This is a genomic window from Kumtagia sp., assembly GCF_059502445.1.
On the sequence record NZ_JCACER010000009.1, the window covers coordinates 1 to 25,962 of the forward strand.

The following is a 25,962-nucleotide window of genomic DNA, read 5'->3' on the forward strand; positions in this document are numbered from 1 at the left end:
AGCGCGTCATCGCCTATTCGACCTGCTCGCAGCTCGGCTACATGTTCGTGGCGCTCGGCATGGGCTTCTACTCGGCGGCGATCTTCCACCTGTTCACCCACGCCTTCTTCAAGGCGCTGCTGTTCCTCGGCTCGGGCTCGGTCATCCACGCCGTCTCCGACGAGCAGGACATGCGCAGGATGGGCGGCCTGCGCCGGCTGATCCCCAAAACCTACTGGATGATGGTCATCGGCACGATCGCGCTGACCGGCGTCGGCATCCCGGCGACCGTCATCGGCACGGCCGGCTTCTTTTCCAAGGACGCCATCATCGAGGGCGCCTTCGTCGGCCACAACGCCTTCGCCGGCGCGGCCTTCGTGCTCCTGGTCGTGGCCGCCGCCTTCACCAGCTTCTATTCGTGGCGGCTGATCTTCATGACCTTCCACGGCACCCCGCGCGCCACTGCCGACGTCATGCACCATGTGCATGAATCGCCGCCCGTCATGCTGGTGCCGCTCTATTTGCTCGCCGTCGGCGCGCTGTTCGCCGGCTTCGTCTTCCACGACTACTTCATCGGCGAGCATTACGAGGCGTTCTGGAAGACGGCGCTGTTCACGCTGCCCGACAACCACATCCTGCACGACTTCCACGACGTGCCGATGCTGGTGAAGCTGGCGCCGTTCCTGGCGATGCTGGGTGGCTTCCTCGTCGCCTACCACTTCTACATCCGCAGCCCGGAGACGCCGCGGCAGGTCGCGCAGCGCCACCGCCTGCTCTACCAGTTCCTGCTCAACAAGTGGTACTTCGACGAGCTCTACGACTTCCTGTTCGTCAGGCCTGCGAAGCGTCTCGGCTATTTCCTGTGGAAGCGCGGCGACGGCTGGCTGATCGACGGTTTCGGTCCCGACGGGGTGTCGGCCCGGGTGATGGATCTCACCAACCGCGTGGTCAAGCTGCAGACCGGTTATCTCTATCACTATGCCTTTGCCATGCTGATCGGCGTCGCGGCGCTCGTCACCTGGATGATGCTCGGGAGCTCGTTCTAGACCATGACCGACTGGCCGATCCTCTCCACGGTCACGTTCCTGCCGCTGGTCGGAGCGTTCCTGATTTTGCTCATCCGCGACGACGGCGAGATCGCGCGGCGCAACATCCGCAATGTCGCCCTGCTGACGACCGTCTTCACCTTCATCCTGTCGCTGTTCATCTGGATCGGGTTCGACAATTCGGAACCCGGCTTCCAGATGGTCGAGGAAGTCGCCTGGCTCGGCGGCGGCATCGCCTACAAGATGGGCGTCGACGGCATCTCCATGCTGTTCGTCATCCTGACGACCTTCCTGATGCCGCTCTGCATCCTCGCCTCCTGGGTGTCGGTGGAGAAGCGCGTCAAGGAATACATGATCGCCTTCCTGCTGCTCGAGACGCTGATGATCGGCGTGTTCTGCGCGCTCGACCTGGTGCTGTTCTACGTGTTCTTCGAGGCCGGCCTCATCCCGATGTTCATCATCATCGGCGTGTGGGGCGGCAAGCGGCGCGTCTATGCCAGCTTCAAGTTCTTTCTCTACACGCTGCTCGGCTCGGTGCTGATGCTGCTCGCCATCATGGCGATGTACTGGCAGGCCGGCACGATGGACATCCCGACGCTGCTGACCCACGCCTTCCCGGCCGGCATGCAGCCATGGCTGTGGCTCGCCTTCTTCGCCTCCTTCGCGGTGAAGATGCCGATGTGGCCGGTGCATACTTGGCTGCCCGATGCCCACGTCGAGGCGCCGACGGCCGGTTCGGTCATCCTGGCGGCGATCCTCCTGAAGATGGGCGGCTACGGCTTCCTGCGCTTCTCGCTGCCGATGTTCCCGCTCGCCTCGGCCGATTTCGCGCCGCTGGTGTTCGCGCTGTCGGTCGTGGCCATCATCTACACCTCGCTGGTGGCGCTGATGCAGGAGGACATCAAGAAGCTGATCGCCTATTCGTCGGTGGCGCATATGGGCTACGTGACCATGGGCATCTTCGCGATGAACCAGGCCGGCATACAGGGCGCGCTGTTTCAGATGCTGTCGCACGGCCTGGTCTCCGGCGCGCTGTTCCTGTGCGTCGGCGTCATCTATGACCGCATGCACACCCGTGAGATCGCCGCCTATGGCGGGCTGGTCAACAACATGCCGAAATATGCCGTGGTGTTCCTGATCTTCACCATGGCCAATGTCGGCCTGCCGGGCACCAGCGGCTTCGTCGGCGAGTTCCTGACGCTGGTCGGCATCTTCCAGGTCAACACCTGGGTGGCGCTGTTCGCAGCCACCGGCGTAATCCTGTCGGCGGCCTACGCGCTGTGGCTCTACCGCAAGGTGGTCTTCGGCGTGCTGTCGAAGGAGAGCCTGAAGGGGCTGCTGGACCTATCGCCGCGTGAAAAGACGGTGATCTACCCGCTGGTCGTGCTCACCATCTTCTTCGGCGTCTATCCGGCGCCGGTCTTCGACGCGACGGCGGCCTCCGTGCAGGCGCTCGTCAATCAGGTTTCCGCATCCATCGAGGCAGCGCCGCAGGCGGCGGCGGCCGAACCGGCGGCGGCAGCGCCCGCCGCCGCGCACTGACAGGACCACGGCAGATGACGCCAGACCTTTCCCTCAGCCTTTCGCTCGCAGCGCCCGAGCTGATCATCGCGCTCGGCGCGATGGCGCTGCTCATGGTCGGCGTCTTTTCAGGCGAGCGGGCGAACACCACGGTGACCGGCCTGGCGGTGGCGGTGCTGATCGCCGCCGGTGCCTGGATGCTGCTCTTCACCGGCGACGGCACGGCCTTCGGCGGCGCCTTCGTCAGCGACGCCTTCGGCCGCTTCATGAAGATTCTGACGCTCATCGGCTCGGTGGTGACGCTGATCATGTCGGTCGGCTTCGCCAAGGCCGAGAAATTCGACAAGTTCGAGTATCCGGTGCTGATCCTGCTGGCCACCCTCGGCATGCTGCTGATGGTCGCGGCCAACGACATGATCTCGCTCTATCTCGGCCTCGAGCTGCAGTCGCTGTCGCTCTACGTGGTCGCCGCGATCAACCGCGACAGCGCCCGCTCGACGGAGGCCGGCCTCAAATACTTTGTGCTCGGCGCGCTGTCGTCAGGCATGCTGCTCTACGGTATCAGCCTCGTCTACGGCTACACCGGCAACACCAGCTTCGAGGCGATCGCCGCGGCGCTCGGGCAGGGCGAGCGTCAGCTCGGCCTCGTCTTCGGCCTGGTCTTCGTGCTGGCCGGCCTTGCTTTCAAGATCTCGGCCGTGCCGTTCCACATGTGGACGCCCGACGTCTACGAAGGCGCGCCGACGCCGGTTACCGCCTTCTTCGCCGCCGCGCCGAAGATGGCAGCGATGGCGCTGCTCGTGCGCGTCACCATGGGTGCGTTCGAGCCGATCGCGCCGGACTGGCAGCAGATCGTCGTGTTCATCGCCATCGCCTCGATGATCCTCGGCTCCGTGGCGGCGATCGGCCAGAAGAACATCAAGCGGCTGATGGCTTATTCCTCGATCGGCCACATGGGTTTTGCCCTGGTCGGCCTCGCCGCCAACACCGAGGCCGGCGTGCGCGGCGTCGCCATCTACATGCTGATCTATCTGGTGATGACGCTCGGCACCTTCGCCTTCATCCTGGCGATGCGCCGCAAGGACGGCAACGTCGAGCAGATCGGAGACCTGGCGGGCCTGTCGACCACCAATCCCGGCATGGCGACGATCATGACCATCCTGATGTTCTCGCTGGCCGGCATCCCGCCGCTCGCCGGCTTCTGGGCGAAGTGGTACGTCTTCCTCGCCGCCATCGATGCCGAACTCTATGCGCTCGCCGTCATCGGCGTGCTGGCTTCGGTGGTGGGCGCCTACTACTATCTCCGCATCATCAAGATCATGTGGTTCGACGAGCCGGTCGGCGGCTTCCTGCCGATGGCCGGCGAGCTTCGGCTGGTGCTCGGCGTGTCCGGTGCCTTCGTGCTGTTCTACGTGCTGATCGGCGCGCCGATCGGCAGCATGGCCGAGGCCGCCGCGAAATCGTTCTTCTGAGGCGATGGCGTTCCAGCTCGCCCCGACCGCGATCGCCGACGGCTACCGGCTCGACGCGCACGAAACGGTCGGCTCCACCAACGCGCTGGCGATTGAGCATGCCCGCGCCGGCGATCCTGGAAAGCTGTGGGTGGTGGCAAGCCGGCAGGAGAGCGGGCGCGGGCGGCGCGGACGCGCCTGGGCGACGCCACAAGGCAATCTCGCGGCCACGCTGCTGCTGATTGTCGGGCGTGACCTGCGGGTGGCGGCGACGCTCGGCTTCGTCGCCGGCCTCGCTCTGTCGGACGCGCTCGACGCGGTTGCGCCGGGCGCCGGCATCGCGGTCGGACCGGACGGCGGTCAATCCACGCAAGGCGGGCGCTTCGAACTCAAATGGCCGAACGACGTGCTTGCCGGTGGGGCCAAGCTCGCCGGCATCCTGCTGGAATCGACGATGATCTCGGACGAGCGGGCGGCCATCGCCGTGGGCATCGGCGTCAATGTCGCGGCCTATCCCGAAGGCCTGCCCTATCCGGCGACGTCGCTCATGGCGCTCGGCGCGCGCGCCGACGCGGCGACGTTGTTTCTGGCGCTGTCCGACGCCTGGAGCGTGGCGATGCGTGACTGGGACGAGGGCAGGGGGCTGGCGCGCATCCGCAAGCGCTGGCTGGCGCGCGCTGCCGGCCTCGGCAGCGAGGTCGCCGTGCGAGCCGACGACAGGATCGTGCGCGGCGTGTTCGAGACGATCGATGAGGAATGCCGTTTCGTCATCCGCGAGGAGGACGGCGGCAGGATCGCGATCGCCGCGGGCGACGTGCATTTCGGCGCGGTCGCCTCGGCGGGCGCGGTGTGAATTCATTCAAGGACAGCTTACTTTTTTCCGCCTGTGCGACATGAAGCGCCACCGCTTTCTGCGGAAAGAACGTAAACTGTCCCCGGCATCCACGAGGTAGACATGGCAAGATATTCAGGTCCCGAATTCGTCTTCGCCCCGCTCGGCGGCGTCGGCGAGATCGGCATGAACTTCGCCCTTTATGGCTTCGGGCCTGCGGACCGGCGCGAATGGCTGGTGGTCGATGTTGGCGTGACCTTCCCGGACGCCACGCTTCCCGGCGTCGATCTGGTGCTTCCCGACATCCGCTTTATCGAGGCTCAGGCCGACCGGCTGCGCGGCATCGTCATCACCCACGCGCATGAGGACCATTACGGCGCGCTGCTGGAATTGTGGCCGAAGCTGAAGGCGCCGGTGTGGATGACGCCCTTCGCCGCCGGGCTGCTGGAGGCCAAGCGGCAGTCGGACGGCGGCGGGCCGAAAATACCGGTCAACATCTTTCGCGCCGGCGAAAAGTTCACGGCCGGCCCGTTCGGCATCGAGGCGGTCGCCGTCACCCATTCCATCCCCGAGCCGGTGTCGCTCGCCATCACCACGCCGCTCGGCACTGTCGTCCACACTGCCGACTGGAAGATCGACCCGGCGCCGGAGATCGGACCGCTCACCAACGAGGCACGCTTCCGCGAGATCGGCGACGCTGGCGTGCTGGCTCTGGTCTGCGATTCCACCAACGCGCTGCGCGACGGCGAATCGCCGTCGGAGCAGGCGGTGGGGCAGGGGCTGCGCAGCGTCATCGAGACGGCGCCCGGCCGCGTCGCCGTCACCACCTTTTCCTCCAATGTCGGCCGCATCCGCTCGATCGCCGAAGCGGCGCGCGACGCCGGCCGGCAGTGCCTGCTGCTCGGCCGCTCGCTGAAGCGCGTCGTCAATGTGGCGGGCGAGCTCGGCTACATGGACGGGCTGCCGGAGTTCATCGCCGAAGAGGATTTCGGCTATATCCCGCGCGAGAATCTTGTCGTGATCTGCACCGGCAGCCAGGGCGAGGCGCGCGCCGCGTTGGCAAAGCTCGCCCGCGACGAGATGAAGACGGTGGCGCTGACGGCGGGCGACGTCGTGGTGTTCTCCTCGCGCACCATTCCCGGCAACGAGAAGGCGATCCTCGAGATCAAGAACCTTCTGATCGACCAGGGCGTGAAGATCATCGAGGACGGCGACGCGCTGGTGCACGTCTCCGGTCATCCGCGCCGCAACGAACTCAGGCGCATGTATGAGTGGACGCGCCCGAAGATCGGCATTCCCGTGCACGGCGAGGCGGCGCACCTGGTCGCCCAGGGCGCGCTGATGGCCGAAGCCGGCATTGCGGAAGTAGCGCAGGTGCGCGACGGCGACATGATACGACTGGCGCCGGGCGCGGCCGAGATCGTCGACCGGGTGCCGTTCGGCCGCTTCTACAAGGATGGCAAGCTCGTCGGCGACGACGAGGCGATGGGCATCCGCGAACGGCGCAAGCTCTCCTTCGCCGGCCATGTCGCCGTCAATGTCGTGCTCGACGACAAATACGAGCTCGCTGGCGAACCCGACATCGTGTCGATCGGCGTAGCAAAACTCGACGCCAGGGGCGAGGAGATCGAGGACATCATGCTCGATGCGGCAATCGGCGCGGTGGACTCCATCCCCCGTCAGCGCCGAAAAGACCTCGACCTCGTGCAGGAGGCGGTGCGCCGCGCCGTGCGCGGCTCCGCCAACGAAGCCTGGGGTAAGAAGCCGCTGGTGACGGTGTTTGTTACGAGGTGAGACGAGCGAATAGGGAGTAGCGAATAGCGAATAGCTCTCGCGTCGGTTCTTCCTCTATTCGCTATTTCCTATTCGCTATTCGCTTGGGTTTGCATCAATGCTTGGCCGCCTGAACCACGTCGCCATCGCCGTGCCGGATCTGCAAGCCGCGGCAGCGGTTTACCGCGACACGCTCGGCGCCAGGGTGAGCGCGGCGCAGGCCCTGCCGGAGCACGGCGTAACCGTCGTCTTCATCGACACCGGCAACACCAAGATCGAGCTCCTGGAGCCTTTGGGCGAAGCCTCACCGATCACTGCCTTCCTGGAGAAGAATCCGTCCGGCGGCATGCACCACGTCTGCTACGAGGTCGACGACATCCTCGCCGCCCGCGACCGGCTGCAGGCTTCCGGCGCGCGCGTGCTCGGCGACGGCAATCCCAGGATCGGCGCGCACGGCAAGCCGGTACTGTTCCTGCATCCCAAGGATTTTTTGGGGACGCTGGTGGAACTGGAGCAGGCGTGAGCCCATGACCTACATCTCGGCCTTCGCCGTCTATCTCATCATCTGGTGGACGGTGCTGTTCGCCGTGCTGCCCTTCGGCCTGAAGACGCAGGACGACGACGGCGAGACGGTGCTCGGCACCGTCTCCAGCGCGCCGCGCGGACCGCACATGCTGCGCGCCGTCATCTGGACGACGATCGTCTCGGCTCTGATCTTCGGCTTCCTGCTGCTGTTGACGCGCTATTTCGGCCTCAGCATCGACGATATCCCGCGGGTTATCCCCGACATCCGATAACGGGCGCCAACGGCATCGCCCCGCTTGTGAGCAGCGGGCAATATGTCTGGTATCGCTCCCGCGGTTGCGCGACAATAGGCGTCGAGCCCCGAGTCTCCAGCCGAGTTGCCATGTCCGCCGACCGACCCCCGCGCGATCCCATCCTGCGTGCCGCCATGCAGTCCGGCGGCGCTGCCGTCGCAGAGGCGGCGGTGTTCACGCCGGGCCTGGCCGAATCCGCGCCGGAAGTCGACGGCAAACCGGAAATGCGCGGCCAGACGCCCGGCATCTTCATCCATTTGCGCGTGCATTCCGCCTATTCGCTGCTGGAAGGCGCGCTGCCGATCGGCAAGATCGTCGCGCATGCGCTGAAGGACCGGGCTCCGGCGATCGCCATCGCCGACACCAACAATTTGTTCGGGGCGCTGGAATTCGCCAACAAGACGGTGAAGGACGGCGTCCAGCCCCTGATCGGCTGCCAACTCGACCTTTCCTTCAGCGGCGAGCCGAGCGATGGCCGCAGCGGCGCCCAGCGGCGCGCCGGCGTCGAGCACAATCCGGTCGTGCTGATCGCTGCGACCGCCGACGGTTATGCCAATCTGGTGCGCCTGGTCAGCCGCGCCTATCTCGACGGCCCGGCGGGCGAGGCGATCAAGATCTCGACCGAATGGCTGGAGGAGCTTTCCGCAGGTCTGATCTGCCTTACCGGCGGGCCGCGCGGGCCGGTCGGCATGGCGCTGAAATTCGACCATGCGGATCTTGCCGAGAACCGCCTGCTCAAACTCAAGGAGATTTTCGGCGACAGGCTCTATGTCGAGCTGGAGCGGGTGGGCAATTGGGATCGCCGCATCGAGGCGGCGACCATCGACCTAGCCTACCGCCACGAGTTGCCGCTGGTCGCCACCAACGAGGCCTTCTTTCCGGCGCGCGATGATTTCGAGGCGCATGACGCGCTGATCGCCATCGCCGAGGGTTCGGTCGTCGCCTCCGACGACCGCCGCCGGCTGACGCCCGACAACTACCTGAAGAGCCAGGCCGAGATGGCGGCGCTGTTCGAGGACCTGCCCGAGGCGATCGACAACACCGTCGAGATCGCCAGGCGCTGCTCCTATTATCCGAAGAAGCGCTCGCCGATCCTGCCGCGCTTCACCGGCAGCGGCGACGACGCCGAGAAGGCGGAGGTCGAGGAACTGCGCCGGCAGGCGCGCGAAGGCCTGGTTCACCGCTTCGAGACGGTTGGCATGACGCAGGGCTTCACCGAGGAGCAGTATCGCGAACGCCTGGAATTCGAACTCGGCATCATCGAGCGCATGAAATTCCCCGGCTACTTCCTGATCGTCGCGGACTTCATCAAATGGGCCAAGGCGCACGGCATTCCGGTGGGGCCGGGCCGCGGCTCGGGCGCCGGCTCGCTGGTCGCCTATGCGCTCACCATCACCGACATCGATCCGCTGCGCTTCTCGCTGCTGTTCGAGCGCTTCCTCAATCCTGACCGCGTGTCGATGCCGGATTTCGACATCGACTTCTGCCAGGACCGTCGCGAGGAGGTGATCCGCTACGTTCAGGAGAAATACGGCCGTGACCAGGTCGGCCAGATCATCACCTTCGGCTCGCTGCAGGCACGCGCGGTGCTGCGCGACGTCGGGCGCGTGCTGCAGATGCCGTACGGCCAGGTCGACCGGCTGTGCAAGATGGTGCCGGCCAACCCGGCCAACCCGGTCAAGCTGGCCGATGCCATCGCCGCCGAGCCGCGCTTCGCCGAGGAGGTCGAGAAGGAGCCGATCGTCCAGACCCTGCTCGACATGGCCCAGAAGCTGGAGGGCCTCTACCGCCACGCCTCGACGCATGCCGCCGGCATCGTCATCGGCGACCGGCCGCTGTCCGAGCTGGTGCCGATGTACCGCGACCCGCGCTCCGACATGCCGGTCACCCAGTTCAACATGAAGCTGGTGGAGGAGGCGGGGCTGGTGAAGTTCGACTTCCTCGGCCTGAAGACCCTCACAGTGCTGGAGACCGCGGTGAAGCTGATCCGCCGGCGCGGCGTCGACATCGACCTGGCAAAACTGCCGCTGGACGACCAGAAGACCTACCAGATGCTGTCGCGCGGCGAAGTGGTCGGGGTGTTCCAGGTGGAATCGGCCGGCATGCGCAAGGCCCTCATCGGCATGAAGCCGGACCGTATCGAGGACATCATCGCGCTGGTGGCGCTCTACCGGCCAGGCCCGATGGAGAACATCCCGACCTACAACGCCCGCAAGCACAAGGAAGAAGAGATCGCGTCGATCCATCCGATGATCGACCATCTGGTGGCGGAGACGCAGGGCGTCATCGTCTACCAGGAGCAGGTGATGCAGATCGCGCAGGAGCTTTCCGGCTATTCGCTCGGCGAGGCCGACCTTTTGCGCCGCGCCATGGGCAAGAAGATCCGCGCCGAGATGGACGCGCAACGCGTGCGCTTCGTCGAAGGCGCGGTGAAGAACGGGCTGACCAAGCAGCAGGCCGACTTCATCTTCGACCTGCTGGCGAAATTCGCCGACTATGGCTTCAACAAGTCGCACGCCGCCGCCTATGCGGTGGTCTCCTACCAGACCGCCTACCTGAAGGCGCACTACCCGGTCGAGTTCTTGGCCGCGTCGATGACGCTCGACATGGGCAACACTGACAAGCTGGCGGATTTCCGCCAGGACGCGCTCAGGCTCGGCATCGACGTGGTGCCGCCATCCGTGAAGACCTCGTATCGCGACTTCGAGGTGGAGGAGAACCGCATCTTCTATGCGCTGGCCGCGATCAAGGGCGTCGGCGACGCGGCGGTCGAGCACATCGTGGCGAAGCGCAGGGAGAAACCCTTCGCCGATCTCGAGGATTTCTGCGAGCGGGTCGACCCGAAGGTCGTCGGCAAGCGCGTTTTCGAAAGCCTGATTCTCGCCGGCGCCATGGACTGCTTCGGCCACGACCGCGCCGCCATGATGGCGGGCATCGAGCGAATGATGGGCCTGGCGTCGCGCGCCCACGAGGATGCGGCGCTCGGCATCGTCGACATGTTCGGCTCGGGCTCGGCCGGCCGCCAGCAGAAGCTGATCCTGCCCGCCGCCGAGCCCTGGCTGCCGGCCGAGCGCCTGCACAAGGAGTTTCTGGCCGTCGGCTTCTATCTCTCGGCGCATCCGCTCGACGAATACAAGGCGGCACTCGAGAAGATGCGGGTGCAGAACTGGGTCGATTTCTCCATCGCCGTGAAGCGCGGCGCCACGGCGGGCCGGCTGGCCGGCACGGTGACGTCCAAGCAGGAGCGCAAGACCCGCACCGGCAACAAGATGGGCGTCGTTATGTTCTCGGACCAGACAGGCCAGTACGAGGCGGTGATGTTTTCCGAGACGCTGGCGCAGTACCGCGATCTGCTGGAGCCCGGCCGCTCCGTGGTGCTGACGGTGGCGGCGGAGGACCGGCCGGAGGGCGTCAGTTTGCGCATCCAGACCGTGCAGTCGCTCGAGGACGAGGCGAGCCGCGTGCAGAAGGCGCTGCGCATCTACGTGCGCGACGCCGCGCCGCTCAACGCGCTGGCGGGCCAGCTCACGGTCAAGGGCGACGGCCAGGTCAGCTTCATCGTGCTCAAGGAGGAGGCGCGCGGCGAGGTCGAGATCGCGCTGCCGGAGCGCTATCGGCTTTCGCCGCTGCTGGCATCGGCCATGAAGGCCGTGCCCGGTGTGGTCGAGGTGGAGCTGGTTTGAACGGCCTTCGGACGAAGACCGGAGCGAAGGTCAGGAAAAGTCCTGCCGTCTCTATCGCCGATCGCCGGCGCCGAAACCCTGGCCGCGCTTGCTGCGGTTCTCTACCTTTATGCGTTCCGCCTCTCCGTGGAGGCTGAAAGCGGTGCCGATCAGCATGGCGAGGGTCATTGCAATGGCGAGCATGTAGATCATCATGGCGGGTTCTCCTGCGGCTGTAACGCGCTTTCCTTCCCTTTGGTTTCAATATGGGGATCAACTTGGCCGGTTGCCGGTGAACCTTTCGTGATCATTGTGTTCATTCCTGGTTCACGGCCGTCCGCCGGTTCCGGGGCGTGCGACGCAATTGCCTTTGCCTCCGGCTGCCGCTAGAAGCTGCGGCCATGACAGAGCGCATCGCCATCTATGCCGGCTCGTTCGACCCGCTGACCAACGGGCATCTCGACGTCCTGAAGGCCTCGCTCGCCGTGGCCGACATCGTGCACGCGGCGATCGGCATCCATCCCGGCAAGAAGCCGCTGTTTTCCTTCGAGGACCGCGTCGGCCTGATCGAGGCGGCGAGCATGACCGAGTTCGGAGAGGATGCCTCACGCATCAAGGTGGTCTCCTTCGACGGTCTGGTGATCGACGCCGCCCGAACGGTCGGCGCCTCGATCATGATCCGCGGCCTGCGCGACGGCACCGATCTCGACTACGAGATGCAGATGGCCGGCATGAACGAGACCATGGCGCCTGACCTGCAGACCGTGTTCCTGCCGGCCAGTCCGTCGGTCAGAACCATTACCGCCACACTCGTGCGCCAGATCGCGTCGATGGGCGGCAACATCCGTCCCTTCGTTCCCGCCGTCGTCGCCGACGCGCTGGAGAAGAAATTCGAGACGTAACGGGAATTTGGAGAGTTTCTCTGATGAAGTTCACGAGACTTGCCGCGTCGCTCGTCCTTGCCGGCGCCTTGCTCGGTTTCGGCCCCGCACTGGCGGCCGAGCCCGAGAACACCATGATCGTCACTCTGAAGGACGGCGACGTGACGGTTGCGTTGCGACCCGACCTCGCGCCCAAGCATGTCGAGCAGATCAAGGCGCTGGTGCGTGAGGGCGCCTATGACAACGTCGCCTTCCATCGCGTCATCGATGGCTTCATGGCGCAGACCGGCGACGTGCAGTACGGCGACATGGCGAACGGGTACGACCCGGCCCAGGCCGGGACGGGCGGCTCCGAGCGCCCGGACCTGCCGGCGGAATTCTCCAGCGAGCCCTATGTGCGGGGCATAGTCGGCATGGCGCGCGCGCAGGACCCCGATTCCGCCAATTCGCAGTTCTTCATCATGCTCGCGCCCAATCCGGGCCTTAATGGCCAGTACACCGTCGTCGGCCAGGTGGAGAGCGGCATGGATCTGGTCGACAAGATCAAGAAGGGCGATGCCAATCAGAACGGCGTCGTCAGCGATCCCGACCGCATGGTGAAGGTCCGTATCGCCGCGGACGGCAACTAGGCCGCGATCCGCACCCCTCGGCCGAGAGGTCGGTCGAAAAAACCTCGAACGCAAAGGAAACAAGCATGGCCGAGATCAAGGATCGCGAGCAGGCGCTCATCATGGAGACGACCAAGGGCAAGGTGGTGATCGAGCTCTTCCCCGACCTCGCTCCTGGCCACGTCCAGCGCATCAAGGAGCTGGCGCGCGAGGGCGCGTATGACGGCGTGGTCTTCCATCGCGTCATCGACGGCTTCATGGCGCAGACCGGCGACGTCAAGTTCGGCAATTCCTCCAAGCCGAGCTTCAATCCGGGCCGCGCCGGCATGGGCGGCTCCGACAAGCCCGACCTGAAGGCCGAGTTCTCCAACGTCAATCACGGCCGCGGCACCTGCTCGATGGCGCGGGCCCAGAACCCGAATTCCGCCAACTCGCAGTTCTTCATCTGCTTCGGGGACGCCGGCTTCCTCAACCGCCAGTACACGGTCTGGGGCCAGGTGATCGAGGGCATGGAGAACGTCGACAAGGTCAAGCGTGGCGAGCCGGTGCAGGATCCCGACAAGATCGTGTCGCTGAAGGTCGCCGCGGACGTCAAGTGATGAAGCGGACGCTCGCCGCAATCTGCCTGGTGGCGCCGGCGCTGCTATCGGCGCCGGCATACGCCACGGGCGAGCTCACTTGCGGCAACGGCAAGGACGTCTCGATCGATCTGCTCGTCGGTCATGTCGACGTGCTGTCGATCTCGCGTCTTGTCGTGCGTGTCGGCGACAAGACCTGGTCGAGCACCCCCGACAGCTTTCCCGGCCAGCCGATTCTGGTCGGGCAGGCTTTCGAGGACGATAAGCACCTGCTGCTCGACATCACCGACGAAGCGGTGAACGAGGTCGTCGGACGGCTGCGCGTGGTCAAGCTGCAGGAAGGCGAGTCTCGCGTCTCAGCTGGCGTGCTCGGCATGAAGGGCGTCGGCGCCTGGGCCGTGGAGTGCTCGGAAGGCGAATGAAGGTCGACCTGTTCGACTTCGAGCTGCCGGAAGACCGGATCGCGCTGCGCCCCGCGGTGCCGCGCGATTCCGCAAAACTGCTGGTCGTGCGGCCGGACAGCGGTCTCGAGGACCGCACCGTCCGCGACCTGCCGGACCTGCTGAAAGCGGGCGACGCGCTGGTCTTCAACGACACAAAAGTCATCCCGGCGCAGCTTCGCGGCATCCGCCGCCGCGGCGACAACCAGGCACATGTCGAGGCGACGCTGCATATGCGCGTCGCGCCGGACCGCTGGCTCGCCTTCCTGCGGCCGGCCAAGCGCGTCGCCGAAGGCGACCGCATCAGTTTCGGCCATGACGGCAATACCTGTTTCCTCGGCGCGCTCGACGCCACGGTCGTGGAGAAGCGCGCCGCCGGCGAGGCGCTGCTCGCCTTCGACATGTCCGGTCCGGTGCTGGACGAGGCGCTGCATCAGGTCGGCCACATCCCGCTGCCGCCCTACATAGCCTCGAAACGCGACGACGATGCCCGCGATCTGGCCGACTACCAGACCGTCTACGCGCGTGAAGAGGGGGCTGTCGCCGCTCCCACGGCCGGGCTGCACTTCACGCCGGAGCTGTTCGCGGCACTGGATGCCGCCGGCATCGAGCGGCATTTCGTGACGCTGCATGTCGGCGCCGGCACCTTTCTTCCGGTCAAGGCGGACGATACGACGGATCACAGGATGCATGCCGAGCGCGGCCAGGTGTCCGCGGACACCGCCGCCGCGCTCAATGCCGTGCGGGCGCGGGGAGGGCGCATCGTCGCGGTCGGCACCACCTCGCTGCGCCTGCTCGAAAGCGCGGCCGGCGAAGCCGGCAGCGTCCAGCCTTGGACCGGGGAGACCTCGATCTTCATCACGCCGGGCTACCGTTTTCGAGCGGTGGAGGTGCTGATGACCAATTTCCACCTGCCGCGCTCGACGCTGTTCATGCTGGTCTCGGCCTTTTCCGGCCTCGACACCATGCGCGCCGCCTACCGGCATGCCATCGAAAACGGCTATCGTTTCTATTCCTATGGAGATGCGGGGCTTCTCTTTCGCCGGGAGCCGTGACATCGATCACGGCGCCGCGCTGGGCCAAATAATATACGGCGGCATCCGCGACCGGGCGGCGCTCGACCGGCAGGCGATCGCGCCCGTTCACGACAAGGACTGTGATGACTGAGACGTTCGGCTTCAAAGTGCTCGCCACCGATGGAAACGCCCGGCGCGGGGAAGTTGCCATGCCGCGTGGAAAAATCCGCACGCCGGCCTTCATGCCGGTCGGCACCGGCGGCACGGTCAAGACCATGTATATGGACCAGGTGCGGGCGCTGGGGTCCGACATCATCCTCGGCAACACCTACCACCTGATGCTGCGGCCGGGCGCCGAACGCGTCGCTCGGCTGGGCGGACTGCATCATTTTTCGCGCTGGCCGCATCCAATTCTCACCGATTCCGGCGGGTTTCAGGTGATGTCGCTGGCAAAATTGCGCAAGCTCGACGAAAAAGGGGTCACTTTCCGCTCGCATATCGACGGCGCCGCCTACGAAATGTCGCCGGAACGCTCGATCGAGATCCAGGGCCTGCTCGGCTCCGACATCCAGATGCAGCTCGACGAATGCATTGCCTTGCCGGGCGAGGAGAAGGATATCGAGCGCGCCATGGAGCTGTCGCTACGCTGGGCCGAGCGCTGCAAGGCTGCTTTCGGCGACCAGCCGGGCAGGGCGATGTTCGGCATCGTCCAGGGCGGCGACAAGGCGCGGCTGCGCGAGCGCTCGGCCGCGGCGCTGAGCGAACTCGGCCTGAAAGGCTATGCCGTCGGCGGACTTGCTGTCGGCGAGCCGCAGGCGGTCATGCTCGACATGCTGGAGGCGACCTGCCCGGAGTTGCCGGCCGACAAGCCACGCTACCTGATGGGCGTCGGCACACCCGACGATATCCTGAAGTCGGTGGCGCGTGGCATCGACATGTTCGACTGCGTGATGCCGACACGCGCCGGTCGCCACGGGCTGGCCTACACCCGGCGCGGCAAGGTGAATTTGCGCAACGCCCGCCACGCCGACGATCCGCGCCCGCTCGACGAGGAGAGCGACTGCCCGGCCTCGCGCGACTATTCGCGCGCCTACCTGCACCATCTCGTGCGCTCGCAGGAGGCGCTCGGTGCCATGCTGCTCACCTGGAACAATCTTGCCTACTACCAGCGGCTGATGCAGGATATTCGGGCAGCCATCGAGGCGGGCGAACTCGTGGAACGGTCCGCGCTGATCAGCGAGGGCTGGGCGAGGGGCGACCTGCCGCCGGTGTGAAAAGGCGCACGCGGGCGAGCCTTGAAGGACGCGCGGCAAGCAGGCCGTCAGCGCGCCTTCTTTGCCAACCGCTCGAGCGTCTTCGGGCTCTTCAGCTCCCTTACTGCGTCCTTGCCGTTCCAGCGGGCGGTCTTGTCGGGCGAGGCCGCCAGCCTTTCGGCGAGTTCCAGAGCAGCGGCATGGAGCCTCGCTGAACGTTTGCCGATCGAGCGCAGCGCCCAATTGACGGCCTTTTTGACGAAGTTGCGCGGATCGGTGGCGTGCTGCTCGATCAGCGCGAGGAAGCAGAGGAAAGTCTCTTCCGGCTCCTGCTTCCGGTGCACCACCGACCAGGCGATCATGGCGAAGGCGGTGCGGCGCACGAACTCGCGTTCGTCGGCGGCAAACTCCTCGATCAGCGTGCGCCAGTGGTCGGTGTCGACGAACAGGTCGGAAACGCCGTCGACGATGTCCCAGGAATCAAAGGAAGTGGCCCAAGACCTTGCATCGTCGGCGGAAAAGCGCCTGGGATCGGCCGTGACGGAGGCGATGAACTGCGCCTCCATGATGCCGCTCGCCCACAGCGCGAAGGCGCGCTCATGGTTGCGCTTGATCCTTTTGGCGATCTGCCGCTGCACGCCGTGGGAGATGCCGAGCGCCCGCTCGATACGGATGCCGTAGCGCAGCATGCCCTGCCGGTTCGCTTCCGAACCGATCGATTTCAGGTAGGAAATGACCTCGTCGGCGGTGGACGCCGGCGACAGCTCGGCGACTGCCGAGCCGGTCATTTCTTCTCCAGCCTGGCCAGCAGCGAGGAGGTGTCCCAGCGCCGGCCGCCCATCTGCTGGACTTCCTTGTAGAACTGGTCGACCAGCGCGGTCACCGGTAACCTGGCGCCGTTGCGGTCCGCTTCTTCAAGGCAGATCTTGAGATCCTTGCGCATCCAGTCGACAGCGAAGCCGAAATCGTATTTGCCGGCGTTCATGGTCTTGTGGCGGCTCTCCATCTGCCAGGAGCCGGCCGCACCCTTGGAGATCACCTCGACGACCTTTTCCACGTCCAGCCCGGCCTTCTTGCCGAAATGGATGCCTTCAGCGAGGCCCTGCACAAGGCCGGCGATACAAATCTGGTTGATCATTTTGGTGAGCTGGCCGGCGCCGGCAGGCCCCATCAGCCCGACCATGCGCGCATAGGCGTCGATGACCGGCCTGGCTTTTTCGAAATGCTTCTCGTCGCCGCCGACCATGACGGTCAGCACGCCGTTCTCGGCGCCGGCCTGGCCGCCGGAGACGGGCGCGTCAAGGAAACCGAAGCCACCGGCGGTTGCCTTCTCCGACAGCTCGCGCGCTACCTCGGCCGAGGCAGTGGTGTTGTCGATGAAGATCGAGCCCTTTTTCATCGCCTGGAAGGCGCCGCTCTCGCCGGTCGTCACCTCGCGCAGGTCGTCGTCATTGCCGACGCAGGAGAAGACGAAATCCTTGCCGCTCGCCGCCTCCCTGGGGGTGGGCGCCAGCGCGCCGCCGTGCTCTGCCACCCATTTCTCGGCTTTCGCAGTGGTACGGTTATACACCGTCACGTCATGCCCGCCCTTGTGCTTCAGGTGGGCGGCCATCGGGTAGCCCATCACGCCGAGACCGAGAAATGCGACTGAAGCCATGCCAAATCCTTTCGTCCGAGAACCGATTCCCGACCTTATGGCAGAAAATCGGCGTCAGCGCTTCAGGTGACGCGTGATCCGGCGCTCGATCCATTCGGTGCCGTGCCGCAGCACCTCGACCATGGCGAGATAGATCACCCCGGCCCAGATATAGGTCTGGTAGTCGAAGCTGCGCGAGAAGGCGAGGCGGGTTTGCCCCATCAGGTCGAGAACGGTGATGAGCGCCACTACCGCGGAACTCTTGATCATCAACACGACCTCGTTGCCGTAGGGACGCAGCGCCACGATCAGCGCCTGCGGCAGGACGACCTTCCAGAGTGTCTGCAGCTTGTGCAGCCCGAGCGAGGCGGCGCCCTCCCACTGGCCGCGCGGCACCGCCTGGATAGCGCCGCGCAGGATTTCGGCCTGATAGGCGGCGGTATTCAGGGTGAAGGCGAGGATGGCGCAGTACCAGGCTTCCCGGAAGAAACTCCAGAGGCCGACCATTTCCAGTTGCGGCCGGAAGGAGCCGAGCCCGTAATAGATGAGGAAGGTCTGGGCGATCAGCGGCGTGCCGCGGAAGAAATAGACGAAACCGTACGCAAGGGACGACAGCAGCCGGTTGCCGGACATGCGGCCATAGGCGACGGGCACGGACAGCACGGCGCCGAGCACGAGCGAGATCGCGCACAAGGACAGCGTAGTCCAGAGGCCGGCGAGATAGGCCGGCGCCCAGCGCCAGAACAGTTCCGGGTTCCAGGCGGCGACCAGATAGGCCACGAGGCAGAGCCCGGCCACCGCCCAAAGCGCAACGAGAATGGTGCCGACGATGCGCTCGCGCGGCCACCCGCGGTTTACGCGAGGCGGAAGGTCGAGATCAACGGCTTCCCGCGCAGCGGTGCTCATCGCGGGCTCCGCTCATCGACGGCACGTTCGATTGCCCTGATGCCGTAAGACGACAGGACGGCCAACGCCAGGTAGAACAACACGGCGACCCCGAAGAAGAGGAACGGCTCGCGCGTCACGCGCGCCGCTATGCCGGCCTGGCGCAGGATGTCGGACAGGCCGATCGCCGAGACGAGAGCCGTGTTCAGGAGCAGGACCAGCCAGAGATTGGCCAGGCCGGGCAGGGCGATGCGGATCAACTGCGGCAGCACGACGAGGCGCATCGTCTGGCCCTTCGACAGGCCGATCGAATAGCCGCCTTCATACTGGCCATGCGGGATGGCCCGGAACGCAGAAAGGAACACTTCGCTGGCATAGGAGGAAAGCACCACGCCCAGCGCCACCATGCCGGCGATGAAGCTGTTGACATCCATGGCCGCGTCCGGCCGGAAAAGTTCTATGAGGCTCTGAAACCCGATCTGCGCGCCGAAATAGACCAGAAACAGGGTCAGCAGTTCGGGCAGGCCGCGGAAGATGGTGGTGTAGATGTTGCCGGCGAGCCGCAGCGTCGGCTCGCTCGATTGCTTGGCAAGCGCGACGAAGAAGCCGACGAGAAGCCCCAGCGGAAGCGTCGCCAGAGCAAGCGAGACGGTGATGAACGCACCATAGGCAATGTCGTCCAGCCAGCCTTCGGGACCCCAACTGAGCAGCGTCCAGGTGCTCTGCATCGGCAACGGTTCTCAGTTTCCGTCGGGCTGCCCGGCAAGCGGCGGGAATGCCCGCCGCCTGCCGACTTGCTATCAGGATTCGGCGCCGTAGACGTCGAAGCCGAAATACTTGTCGTTGATTTCCTTGTATTTTCCGTTGGCGCGGATCGCCTTGATGGCGGCATTGAACTTTTCGACCAGGCCGGTCTCGCCCTTGCGCACGGCGATGCCGGCGCCTTCGCCGAAGATCTCGACGGGCTGCGGCGCAGGCTGGCCGATGATCTTGCAGCAGGCGCCGTCGGAGGTCTTCAGCCATTCCTCGAGCACGCTGACGTCGTCCTCGACAGCGTCGAGACGACCGTTGGCGAGATCGAGCAGGAACTCCTGGCTCGTCGGATAGCCCTTGATCTCGGAGTCGGTGAAGGTCTGCGTGGCATAGTTGAAGTGGGTGGTCGAGGTGGCGACGCCGATGGTCTTGCCGGCCAGATCTTCCTTGGTCACGCCCTTGAGATCGGAATCCTTCGGGCCGGCGATGGCCGACGGCGTGTTGTAGTATTTCTGGGTGAAGTCGACCTTCTGCTTGCGCTCGTCGGTGATCGACATCGAGGCGATGATGGCGTCGAACTTGCCCGCCTGCAGCGCCGGGATGATGCCGTCCCAATCCTGGGTGACGAACTCGCACTTGACCTTCATCTCGTCACAGAGCGCGTTGGCGATGTCGATGTCGAAGCCTTCCAGCTTGCCGTCGGCGGTCAGGTTGTTGAAGGGCGGATAGGCGCCTTCGGTGCCGATCTTCAGGGTCTCCTGCGCGTTTGCCGCGCCAAGGGACGCCGCCAGCGCGGCTGCCGATACCGCCAGGGCGATACGTGTCATGATACGCATGTCGTTCCTCTCTGTTTCGGCCCGCCCGTTCCCTTAGGCGTGGCCAGCGGCGCAAGAAAGCGCCTGCATCGACGGATATTCCCACTGTTTTTGCTTAAAAAGCAATCGCAAACCACTCGCGACCTTAGTGCATGCGACGCGACGCAGCGTCAGTTTCGGACAAGACCGGTCACGTTTTCCACAAAATCGGCTATCGCCGTCACATCGTCCAGGGCGAACACCGGCAGGCCGGTTCCGGTGACGGCGTGGTCGGCGGCGATGGCGACGATCGCCGGGTCGCCGGGCGCCAGCGGCTCTCGGCTCCTGGCCTCGAGCCGCCGCACCTCGATCTTCTTGTGCCGTTCGCGCTTGTATCCCTCGACCAGGACGAGGTCGCAGGGCGACAGCCTGGCCAGGATGGCGTCGAGATCGGGCTCGGCGTCGCCGCGCAACTCGTGCATCAGCGCCCAGCGCACGCCCGACACGATGGCGACCTCGCCGGCGCCGGCGGCGCGATGGCGGAAACTGTCGGTTCCGGGCTGGTCGATGTCGAAGGCGTGATGAGCATGCTTGACCGTCGACACCGTCCAGCCGCGGCGGGCGAACTCCGCCACCAGCCGCTCGGTCAGGGTGGTCTTGCCGGAATTCTTCCAGCCGGTGATGCCGAACACGCGCTGCGTCAAGGGCCAAAAATCTCCGCGAGCCGCCGGGCCTCGGCAAGGTCGTCCGGCGTGTTGACGTTGAAGAAGGGATCGAGCTCACCGTCCGCGCCGACGACCAGTGGAAACGCCACGTCGATGCCTCCGTGCCTATCGATGAAGGTGTTGACGCGGCCGCTGCCCTCTTGCGTCAGGAAGCGTTCAAGGTCGTCGGCGAGAGCGATCGGCCAGAGTGCGAAGACCGGATGGCGCCGCCCGCCGCTTGTCGCCACGGCGATGCGGTCGGGCGTTTGCGAAGTTGCCGCAGCGAGCCGTCGCGCAAGATCGGCCGGAAAGAAGGGCGTGTCGCCCGCGACCGTCAGCACGCTTTCGCAGCCGGGCCGGTGCGCCGCCCAGCGGATGGCGGCGAGCACGCCGGCCAGCGGGCCGGCAAAGCCGGGCACCGTATCCGGCAGCATGGGAAGGGCGTAGTCCGCGAAACGCGCCGGGTCGCCATTGGCGCTGATCGCCAGCGCATCCACTTGCGGGCGAAGCCGGTCGAGGACGAGGCGCAGCATCGTCCTTCCGTCGAGCCGCAGCAGCGGCTTGTCGCCGCCGCCCAGGCGGCTGGAGCGTCCGCCGCACAACACCACGCCTATGATGCCGTCCTCGTGCCTCATCCTGTCCCGCATGCGTCCTGCGGCTGCGACGGCTCAGAGCCCGTCGGGCGCCATCTGCGGCGCGGTGCTGCGGGCCGCAGGCAGCCGCGCGCCGACCACACGCTCGCGATACAGCATGTAGAGCCCGGACGCCACGATGATGGAGGAGCCGACGATCATCGGCAGGTCGGGAACCTCGCCGAACATCAGAAAGCCCAGCAGTATCGCCCACAGCAGCGATGTGTATCGGAACGGCGCGATGAAGGAGATGTCGCCGGTGCGCATGGAGCGGATGATGAACTGGTAGCCGACGAAGAGCAGGACGGCGGCGGCGGCGAGCGTGACGATCTCCCAGGTCTCGACCGGCTTCCAGCCGCCGAAGGATGGCACCAGCGCGGCGCCCGCGACAGCGACGACCGCCGCCGTCATCATCGAGACGAGCAGCGTCGGCACATGATCTGGCACGGCGCGGGTGGTGAAGTCGCGGACGGTTGCGCACAGCACGGCGGCGAGCACCAGCAGCGAATAGACGTTGAAGCCGGCGAAGCCCGGGCGGATGACGATGAGCACGCCGACAAAGCCGCAGGCGACCGACAGCCAGCGCCGCCAGCCGACCGGCTCGCCGAGAAACAGAGCCGCGCCGACCGTGACGGCGAGCGGCAGCGCCTGCAGGATCGCCGAGACGTCTCCGATCGGCAGATGAGCGAGGGCGACCAGGAAGAAGACGGTCGCGCCGAGTTCGCACAAAGACCGCAGCAGCACCAGCGGATGAAAGAGCAGGCGGGACATCCGCAGAGCGCCCTGGTGCCAGGCGAACAAGGTGATCAGCAAGGTGGCGAAGGCGCCGCGGATGAGCATGATCTGGGCGACGTTCATGCCCTCGGACACATATTTGACGAGCGCGTCGTTGAGCGTGAAGCCGGCCATGGAGACCACCATGAACAGCGCGCCGGCAAGGTTGGGGGACAGGGCCACGAGGCAGGATTCCAATGTGCGGGTGAGGGCGGCTTAGCGTCCTGGCGCCGGGGCGGCAATGTGCATGCCGTCCTCACATGCTGATCCAAGGCGGCGCCGCCGCGGATTGCCTCAGCCGGGCAGGATCCACACGTCCACCGAAGCGTCGCGGCCGCGCACCGAGACCGCCTCGACCTGCACGAGGCCGGCGAGCGGGTTGTCGCCGCCGGCCGGCGCGACGCGCCGTACCAGCGCGTCACCGACGCAGATCGAGGCGTCCAGTTCGCGGCACGCCACCTGCAGGCGGCTCGCCACGTTGCAGGTGTCGCCGATGACGGCGAAGGACAGGTTGCGCTCGCTGCCGATGGCGCCGAGCACCACCGGTCCGTACTGGCAGCCGATACGCACGTCGACCGGCGCGAAGCCGGCGCGCTGCCGCTCGTGGTTCCAGAGGTCGAGCGCGTCGCGCATGGCGCGGGCGCAGCGCAGCGCATGGGTGGCGTCGTCGTCGCTGGGGCGCGGAATGCCGAAGGTCGCCATGATGCAGTCGCCGATATAGTTGTCGACGGTGCCGCCATTGTCGAACACCACCTGCTCCATGCGCCGGTGGAACTCGCGCAGCATCTCGAACACCTGCTCGGCCGGGTGTTCCTCGGCAAAGTTGGTGAAGCCGACGATGTCGGCGAACAGCACCGCCACCTCCTGGCGGCGCACCGGGCCGAATGGCTCGTCGGCGGCGGCCAGCGCGTCGACGACATTGGGCGAGAAATGGCGGGCGAGGTTGAAGCGGGCGCGCTCGGCGCGGGTGTAGTCCTCGGCGAGCGCGCGCGTGCGCGCCACCACCGCGGCGATGATGCCGGCGATGATCAGAATGACGGCGATGTTGGTCGCCTGTTCGACGATGTCGACGAAATGCGGATTGAGGTGGAGGCGCAGGCGCTCGCCGACGCTGATCCCGGCCATCGGCCGCGCCGCGACGATGGTGCCCGGCTGCACGATCACCCACAGGATCGCCGCCGTCCAGCAGAGCGCCGCCGCCGTGCCGAGCCAGGCGGCCAGCCGCGGCGACAGCGTCAGCGCGCCCAGGCAGACGAAGATCAGCAGATATTTGAAGCCCCCCTCGCGCAGCATCATGGCCTGCGGCAGCGCGTCGTGGTGGAACGGATTGGGCGCCACCACCACGACGGTCAGCACCACGATGTTGAGCGTCCCGAGCACGAGCCCCAGCCAGATCGGCTGCAGGCCGCGGCGGACGAGCAGGTAGTTGAGCAGGTTCACCAGCAGGAAGAATGCCAGGATCGAGAGGGAATAGCCGAAGGCGGCGTCCCATTTGCTCAGCGCCGCGAACAGGATGGCGACCCCGAGGATGGCTCCGGAGGTGACCCAGAACTGCCAGCGCGCACCCTGCCGCTCGGCGCGCGACAGCAGCGAGACGAGGCGCTCCCGGCGCCGTTCGGCGAGATTACTCTTTTGCGGCTTCATCGTGGTGTCATACGGCGTCGCTACCCGTTGCGGGCCGCGATCCGTCTGCATGATTCATTGATCTGAAAATTGGAAGATGCCGCTAGCGCCGCAGCGGCACCGAAGTCCAGTCAAAACTTCTGATGGAAATGCGCGTTCAGCCGCCGGTCACGCTCATGTGGCGGGAAACGGCGGGTTTGCGCGTGCGCCGGTCGATCACGAAGTCGTGACCCTTCGGCTTGCGGCCGATGGCGTCGTCGATCGCCGCCGCGACACGCTCGTTGCCTTCCGAGGCGCGCAGCGGGATGCGCAGGTCGGCCGCGTCCTCCTGGCCAAGGCACATATAGAGCGTGCCGGTGCAGGTCAGCCGGACGCGGTTGCAGCTCTCGCAGAAATTGTGGGTCATCGGCGTGATGAAGCCGAGCCGGCCGCCCGTCTCGGCGACCTCGACATAGCGGGCGGGGCCGCCGGTCTTGTAGGGGATGTCGGTCAGCGTGAACTGCCGCTCGAGTTCGGCGCGCAGCAGCGACAGCGGCAGGTACTGGTCGGTGCGATCGGCGTCGATCTCGCCCATCGGCATGGTCTCGATGACGGTCAGGTCCATGCCGCGCCCATGCGCGAAGCGTAAAAGCTCGGGGATTTCGCGGTCGTTGAAGTCCTTCAGCGCCACCGCGTTGAGCTTGACGTGGAGGCCGGCGGCCTGGGCGGCGTCGATACCGGCCATGACGCGGTCGAGATTGCCCCAGCGGGTGATCGTCCTGAATTTGTCCGCATCGAGCGTGTCGAGCGAGACGTTGATGCGTTTGACGCCGCAATCGGCGAGCTCGGCGGCGAAGCGGGCGAGCTGCGAGCCGTTGGTGGTGAGCGTCAGCTCCTCCAGCGCGCCGCTGTCGAGATGGCGCGAGATCTGGCGCACCAGATGCATGATGTTCTTGCGCACCAGCGGCTCTCCGCCGGTGAGCCTGAGCTTGCGCACGCCCTTCTCGATGAAGACCGTGGTCAGCCGGTCGAGCTCTTCCAGCGACAGCAGGTCCTTTTTCGGCAGGAAGGTCATGTCCTCCGCCATGCAATAGGTGCAGCGGAAGTCGCAGCGGTCGGTGACCGACACGCGCAAATAGGTGATGGCGCGGCCGAACGGGTCGATCATGTCCGCTTGCATCACTCTCGCATTCCTCCAGGTCATGGACCGCTATATACCACTATGTCGTACGAGTGCATGCGACAATCAAGACATGTCTGCCGTTGCATTGGTCGTGAAATTGGTCCGGGGTGCTGGGAGTGGTCTGCGTCTTGGCATAAGAAGTCGGCAGACGTAGGAGAAAGCACACCGAAAATGACAGCCCCCTCCGAACTCCGGGTTTCCAAGGACCGCAGGCTGCTGACGGTCACTTACCCCAATCATGCGCCCTTCGCGCTGCCTGCCGAGCTTTTGCGTGTGCTGTCGCCCTCTGCCGAGGTGCAGGGTCATTCGCCCGAGCAGCGCGTCACCGTGCCGGGCAAGCGCAACGTCGCCATCCTCAAGGTCGAGCCGGTCGGCAACTACGCCGTGCGCATCACTTTCGACGATTTTCACGATACCGGCATCTTCACGTGGCAGTACCTGCATACGCTGGGACACGAGAAGGATGACCGTTGGCAGGACTACCTCGCCGAGCTCGAGGAAAAGGGACTTTCGCGGGATTGAACATGCCGATCATCGAAAATGTGGAGCAACTGGAAACCCTGTATGGCCGACCAGGCGAGACCTCGCTGGTGAAGGAGCTCGACCGGCTCATTCCCGAATACGCGGCCCTGATCGAGGCCTCGCCTTTCGTGGCGCTGGCAACCAGCGGCCCGGAAGGGCTCGACTGCAGCCCGCGCGGCGATCTCAGCGGTTTCGTGCGCATCCGCGACGAGAAGACGCTGCTGATGCCCGACCGGCACGGCAACAACCGGGTCGATTCGCTGCGCAACATCGTGCGCGACGGCAGGGTAGGGCTGCTGTTCCTCATCCCGGGGTCCGGCACCACGCTGCGCGTCAACGGACGGGCGGTGGTCGATGTCGATCCGGAGCTTTGCGCCAGCCTTGCGGTGGATGGCAAGCCGGCGCGATCGGTCGTCGTGATAACCATCGAGGCCGTCTATTTTCAGTGCGCGCGGGCGATCCACCGGTCGGATCTGTGGAACCCGCGGAAGCACGTCGATGCCGATAGCCTGCCGACCCCGGGAAAGATCCTGGCCAGGACCAGCGCGGCGCGGATCGACGGCGACGCCTACGACCGCGAATGGCCGGAGCGGGCGAAGAAGACAATGTGGTGAGGGGG

The 25,962-nt window shown here is 65.8% G+C and carries 27 protein-coding genes; 16 read left to right on the forward strand and 11 right to left on the reverse strand.

Going from position 1 to position 25,962, the window contains the following annotated elements; all coding sequences use genetic code 11:
- The 8 genes from AC5JDC_RS03635 to dnaE form a co-directional block, all read left to right on the forward strand.
- On the forward strand, nucleotides 1-1,025 hold a 1,025-nt coding region (locus AC5JDC_RS03635; RefSeq protein ID WP_495839207.1), incomplete at its 5' end, for a proton-conducting transporter transmembrane domain-containing protein.
- A 3-nt stretch (nucleotides 1,026-1,028) separates the two neighbouring features.
- A complete protein-coding gene (locus tag AC5JDC_RS03640) occupies nucleotides 1,029-2,567 on the forward strand; it encodes an NADH-quinone oxidoreductase subunit M (RefSeq protein ID WP_495839209.1) in 1,539 nt (512 codons plus the stop codon).
- Between the two features lie 14 nt (nucleotides 2,568-2,581).
- Nucleotides 2,582-4,018 carry an NADH-quinone oxidoreductase subunit NuoN gene (gene nuoN, locus AC5JDC_RS03645; protein WP_106771190.1) on the forward strand — a complete coding sequence of 479 codons (1,437 nt, stop codon included), beginning with the start codon at nucleotides 2,582-2,584 and terminating at the stop codon, nucleotides 4,016-4,018.
- 4 nt (nucleotides 4,019-4,022) lie between these two features.
- On the forward strand, nucleotides 4,023-4,850 hold the full coding sequence (locus AC5JDC_RS03650) for a biotin--[acetyl-CoA-carboxylase] ligase (RefSeq protein WP_495839211.1): 828 nt from the start codon (nucleotides 4,023-4,025) through the stop codon (nucleotides 4,848-4,850).
- Nucleotides 4,851-4,952: 102 nt separating this feature from the next.
- Nucleotides 4,953-6,623, forward strand: a complete 1,671-nt coding sequence (locus tag AC5JDC_RS03655) for a ribonuclease J (RefSeq protein ID WP_106771188.1) — start codon at nucleotides 4,953-4,955, stop codon at nucleotides 6,621-6,623.
- Between the two features lie 97 nt (nucleotides 6,624-6,720).
- Entirely contained in the window at nucleotides 6,721-7,125 is a 405-nt protein-coding gene (gene mce, locus AC5JDC_RS03660; protein WP_106771187.1) for a methylmalonyl-CoA epimerase, read from the forward strand.
- A 4-nt stretch (nucleotides 7,126-7,129) separates the two neighbouring features.
- The gene (locus AC5JDC_RS03665) at nucleotides 7,130-7,399 is read left to right on the forward strand and encodes a DUF1467 family protein (protein WP_106771186.1); all 270 of its coding nucleotides are present in this window, start codon (nucleotides 7,130-7,132) and stop codon (nucleotides 7,397-7,399) included.
- Between the two features lie 245 nt (nucleotides 7,400-7,644).
- Nucleotides 7,645-11,103, forward strand: coding sequence for a DNA polymerase III subunit alpha (dnaE, locus tag AC5JDC_RS03670; protein WP_495839391.1), 3,459 nt, complete (start codon nucleotides 7,645-7,647; stop codon nucleotides 11,101-11,103).
- 51 nt (nucleotides 11,104-11,154) lie between these two features.
- On the opposite strand, the gene AC5JDC_RS03675 is transcribed toward dnaE, so the two are convergent.
- Nucleotides 11,155-11,298, reverse strand: coding sequence for a hypothetical protein (locus AC5JDC_RS03675; RefSeq protein WP_165815990.1), 144 nt, complete (start codon nucleotides 11,296-11,298; stop codon nucleotides 11,155-11,157).
- Between the two features lie 185 nt (nucleotides 11,299-11,483).
- Here AC5JDC_RS03675 and coaD point away from each other — a divergent pair, with 185 nt between their 5' ends.
- The 6 genes from coaD (at nucleotide 11,484) to tgt (ending at nucleotide 15,879) form a co-directional block, all read left to right on the forward strand.
- On the forward strand, nucleotides 11,484-11,984 hold the full coding sequence (coaD, locus tag AC5JDC_RS03680; RefSeq protein WP_106771184.1) for a pantetheine-phosphate adenylyltransferase: 501 nt from the start codon (nucleotides 11,484-11,486) through the stop codon (nucleotides 11,982-11,984).
- Nucleotides 11,985-12,007: 23 nt separating this feature from the next.
- Entirely contained in the window at nucleotides 12,008-12,592 is a 585-nt protein-coding gene (locus AC5JDC_RS03685; RefSeq protein WP_495839216.1) for a peptidylprolyl isomerase, read from the forward strand.
- Between the two features lie 65 nt (nucleotides 12,593-12,657).
- Nucleotides 12,658-13,170, forward strand: coding sequence for a peptidylprolyl isomerase (locus AC5JDC_RS03690; protein ID WP_106771182.1), 513 nt, complete (start codon nucleotides 12,658-12,660; stop codon nucleotides 13,168-13,170).
- Complete coding sequence (locus AC5JDC_RS03695; protein WP_495839218.1) at nucleotides 13,170-13,571, forward strand: hypothetical protein; 402 nt, start codon at nucleotides 13,170-13,172, stop codon at nucleotides 13,569-13,571. Before AC5JDC_RS03690 ends, AC5JDC_RS03695 begins: the two co-directional genes overlap by 1 nt.
- Nucleotides 13,568-14,644 carry a tRNA preQ1(34) S-adenosylmethionine ribosyltransferase-isomerase QueA gene (gene queA / locus AC5JDC_RS03700; RefSeq protein WP_495839220.1) on the forward strand — a complete coding sequence of 359 codons (1,077 nt, stop codon included), beginning with the start codon at nucleotides 13,568-13,570 and terminating at the stop codon, nucleotides 14,642-14,644. Before AC5JDC_RS03695 ends, queA begins: the two co-directional genes overlap by 4 nt.
- A gap of 104 nt (nucleotides 14,645-14,748) precedes the next feature.
- Nucleotides 14,749-15,879: a tRNA guanosine(34) transglycosylase Tgt gene (gene tgt, locus AC5JDC_RS03705; protein ID WP_495839222.1), complete on the forward strand. Its 1,131-nt coding sequence runs from the start codon at nucleotides 14,749-14,751 to the stop codon at nucleotides 15,877-15,879.
- A 47-nt stretch (nucleotides 15,880-15,926) separates the two neighbouring features.
- Here tgt and AC5JDC_RS03710 read toward each other — a convergent pair whose 3' ends face one another.
- From AC5JDC_RS03710 to moaA, 10 genes are all read right to left on the reverse strand, one after another.
- On the reverse strand, nucleotides 15,927-16,646 hold the full coding sequence (locus tag AC5JDC_RS03710) for a DNA alkylation repair protein (protein WP_495839224.1): 720 nt from the start codon (nucleotides 16,644-16,646) through the stop codon (nucleotides 15,927-15,929).
- Nucleotides 16,643-17,515 (reverse strand): NAD(P)-dependent oxidoreductase, encoded by an 873-nt coding sequence (locus tag AC5JDC_RS03715; RefSeq protein WP_495839226.1) that lies wholly within the window; start codon nucleotides 17,513-17,515, stop codon nucleotides 16,643-16,645. The genes AC5JDC_RS03710 and AC5JDC_RS03715 overlap by 4 nt, the downstream gene beginning before the upstream one ends.
- A gap of 54 nt (nucleotides 17,516-17,569) precedes the next feature.
- Nucleotides 17,570-18,400 carry an ABC transporter permease gene (locus AC5JDC_RS03720; RefSeq protein ID WP_106771176.1) on the reverse strand — a complete coding sequence of 277 codons (831 nt, stop codon included), beginning with the start codon at nucleotides 18,398-18,400 and terminating at the stop codon, nucleotides 17,570-17,572.
- Nucleotides 18,397-19,107 carry an ABC transporter permease gene (locus AC5JDC_RS03725; protein ID WP_495839228.1) on the reverse strand — a complete coding sequence of 237 codons (711 nt, stop codon included), beginning with the start codon at nucleotides 19,105-19,107 and terminating at the stop codon, nucleotides 18,397-18,399. Before AC5JDC_RS03725 ends, AC5JDC_RS03720 begins: the two co-directional genes overlap by 4 nt.
- 72 nt (nucleotides 19,108-19,179) lie before the next feature.
- Nucleotides 19,180-19,968, reverse strand: a complete 789-nt coding sequence (locus AC5JDC_RS03730) for an ABC transporter substrate-binding protein (protein WP_106771174.1) — start codon at nucleotides 19,966-19,968, stop codon at nucleotides 19,180-19,182.
- Between the two features lie 149 nt (nucleotides 19,969-20,117).
- Nucleotides 20,118-20,630, reverse strand: coding sequence for a molybdopterin-guanine dinucleotide biosynthesis protein B (mobB, locus tag AC5JDC_RS03735; protein WP_106771173.1), 513 nt, complete (start codon nucleotides 20,628-20,630; stop codon nucleotides 20,118-20,120).
- Nucleotides 20,627-21,277: a molybdenum cofactor guanylyltransferase MobA gene (gene mobA, locus AC5JDC_RS03740; RefSeq protein WP_495839231.1), complete on the reverse strand. Its 651-nt coding sequence runs from the start codon at nucleotides 21,275-21,277 to the stop codon at nucleotides 20,627-20,629. Before mobA ends, mobB begins: the two co-directional genes overlap by 4 nt.
- 21 nt (nucleotides 21,278-21,298) lie before the next feature.
- Nucleotides 21,299-22,219, reverse strand: a complete 921-nt coding sequence (locus AC5JDC_RS03745) for a DMT family transporter (protein ID WP_495839233.1) — start codon at nucleotides 22,217-22,219, stop codon at nucleotides 21,299-21,301.
- Between the two features lie 111 nt (nucleotides 22,220-22,330).
- Nucleotides 22,331-23,680, reverse strand: a complete 1,350-nt coding sequence (locus tag AC5JDC_RS03750; protein WP_495839235.1) for an adenylate/guanylate cyclase domain-containing protein — start codon at nucleotides 23,678-23,680, stop codon at nucleotides 22,331-22,333.
- A 136-nt stretch (nucleotides 23,681-23,816) separates the two neighbouring features.
- Entirely contained in the window at nucleotides 23,817-24,818 is a 1,002-nt protein-coding gene (gene moaA / locus AC5JDC_RS03755; protein ID WP_495839393.1) for a GTP 3',8-cyclase MoaA, read from the reverse strand.
- 174 nt (nucleotides 24,819-24,992) lie between these two features.
- On the opposite strand from moaA, the gene AC5JDC_RS03760 reads away from it, so the two are divergent.
- Both AC5JDC_RS03760 and AC5JDC_RS03765 read left to right on the forward strand, forming a co-directional pair.
- Nucleotides 24,993-25,343: a gamma-butyrobetaine hydroxylase family protein gene (locus tag AC5JDC_RS03760; protein ID WP_495839237.1), complete on the forward strand. Its 351-nt coding sequence runs from the start codon at nucleotides 24,993-24,995 to the stop codon at nucleotides 25,341-25,343.
- Nucleotides 25,344-25,345: 2 nt separating this feature from the next.
- Nucleotides 25,346-25,957 carry a pyridoxamine 5'-phosphate oxidase family protein gene (locus tag AC5JDC_RS03765; protein WP_495839239.1) on the forward strand — a complete coding sequence of 204 codons (612 nt, stop codon included), beginning with the start codon at nucleotides 25,346-25,348 and terminating at the stop codon, nucleotides 25,955-25,957.
- The last annotated feature ends 5 nt before the right edge of the window (nucleotides 25,958-25,962 follow it).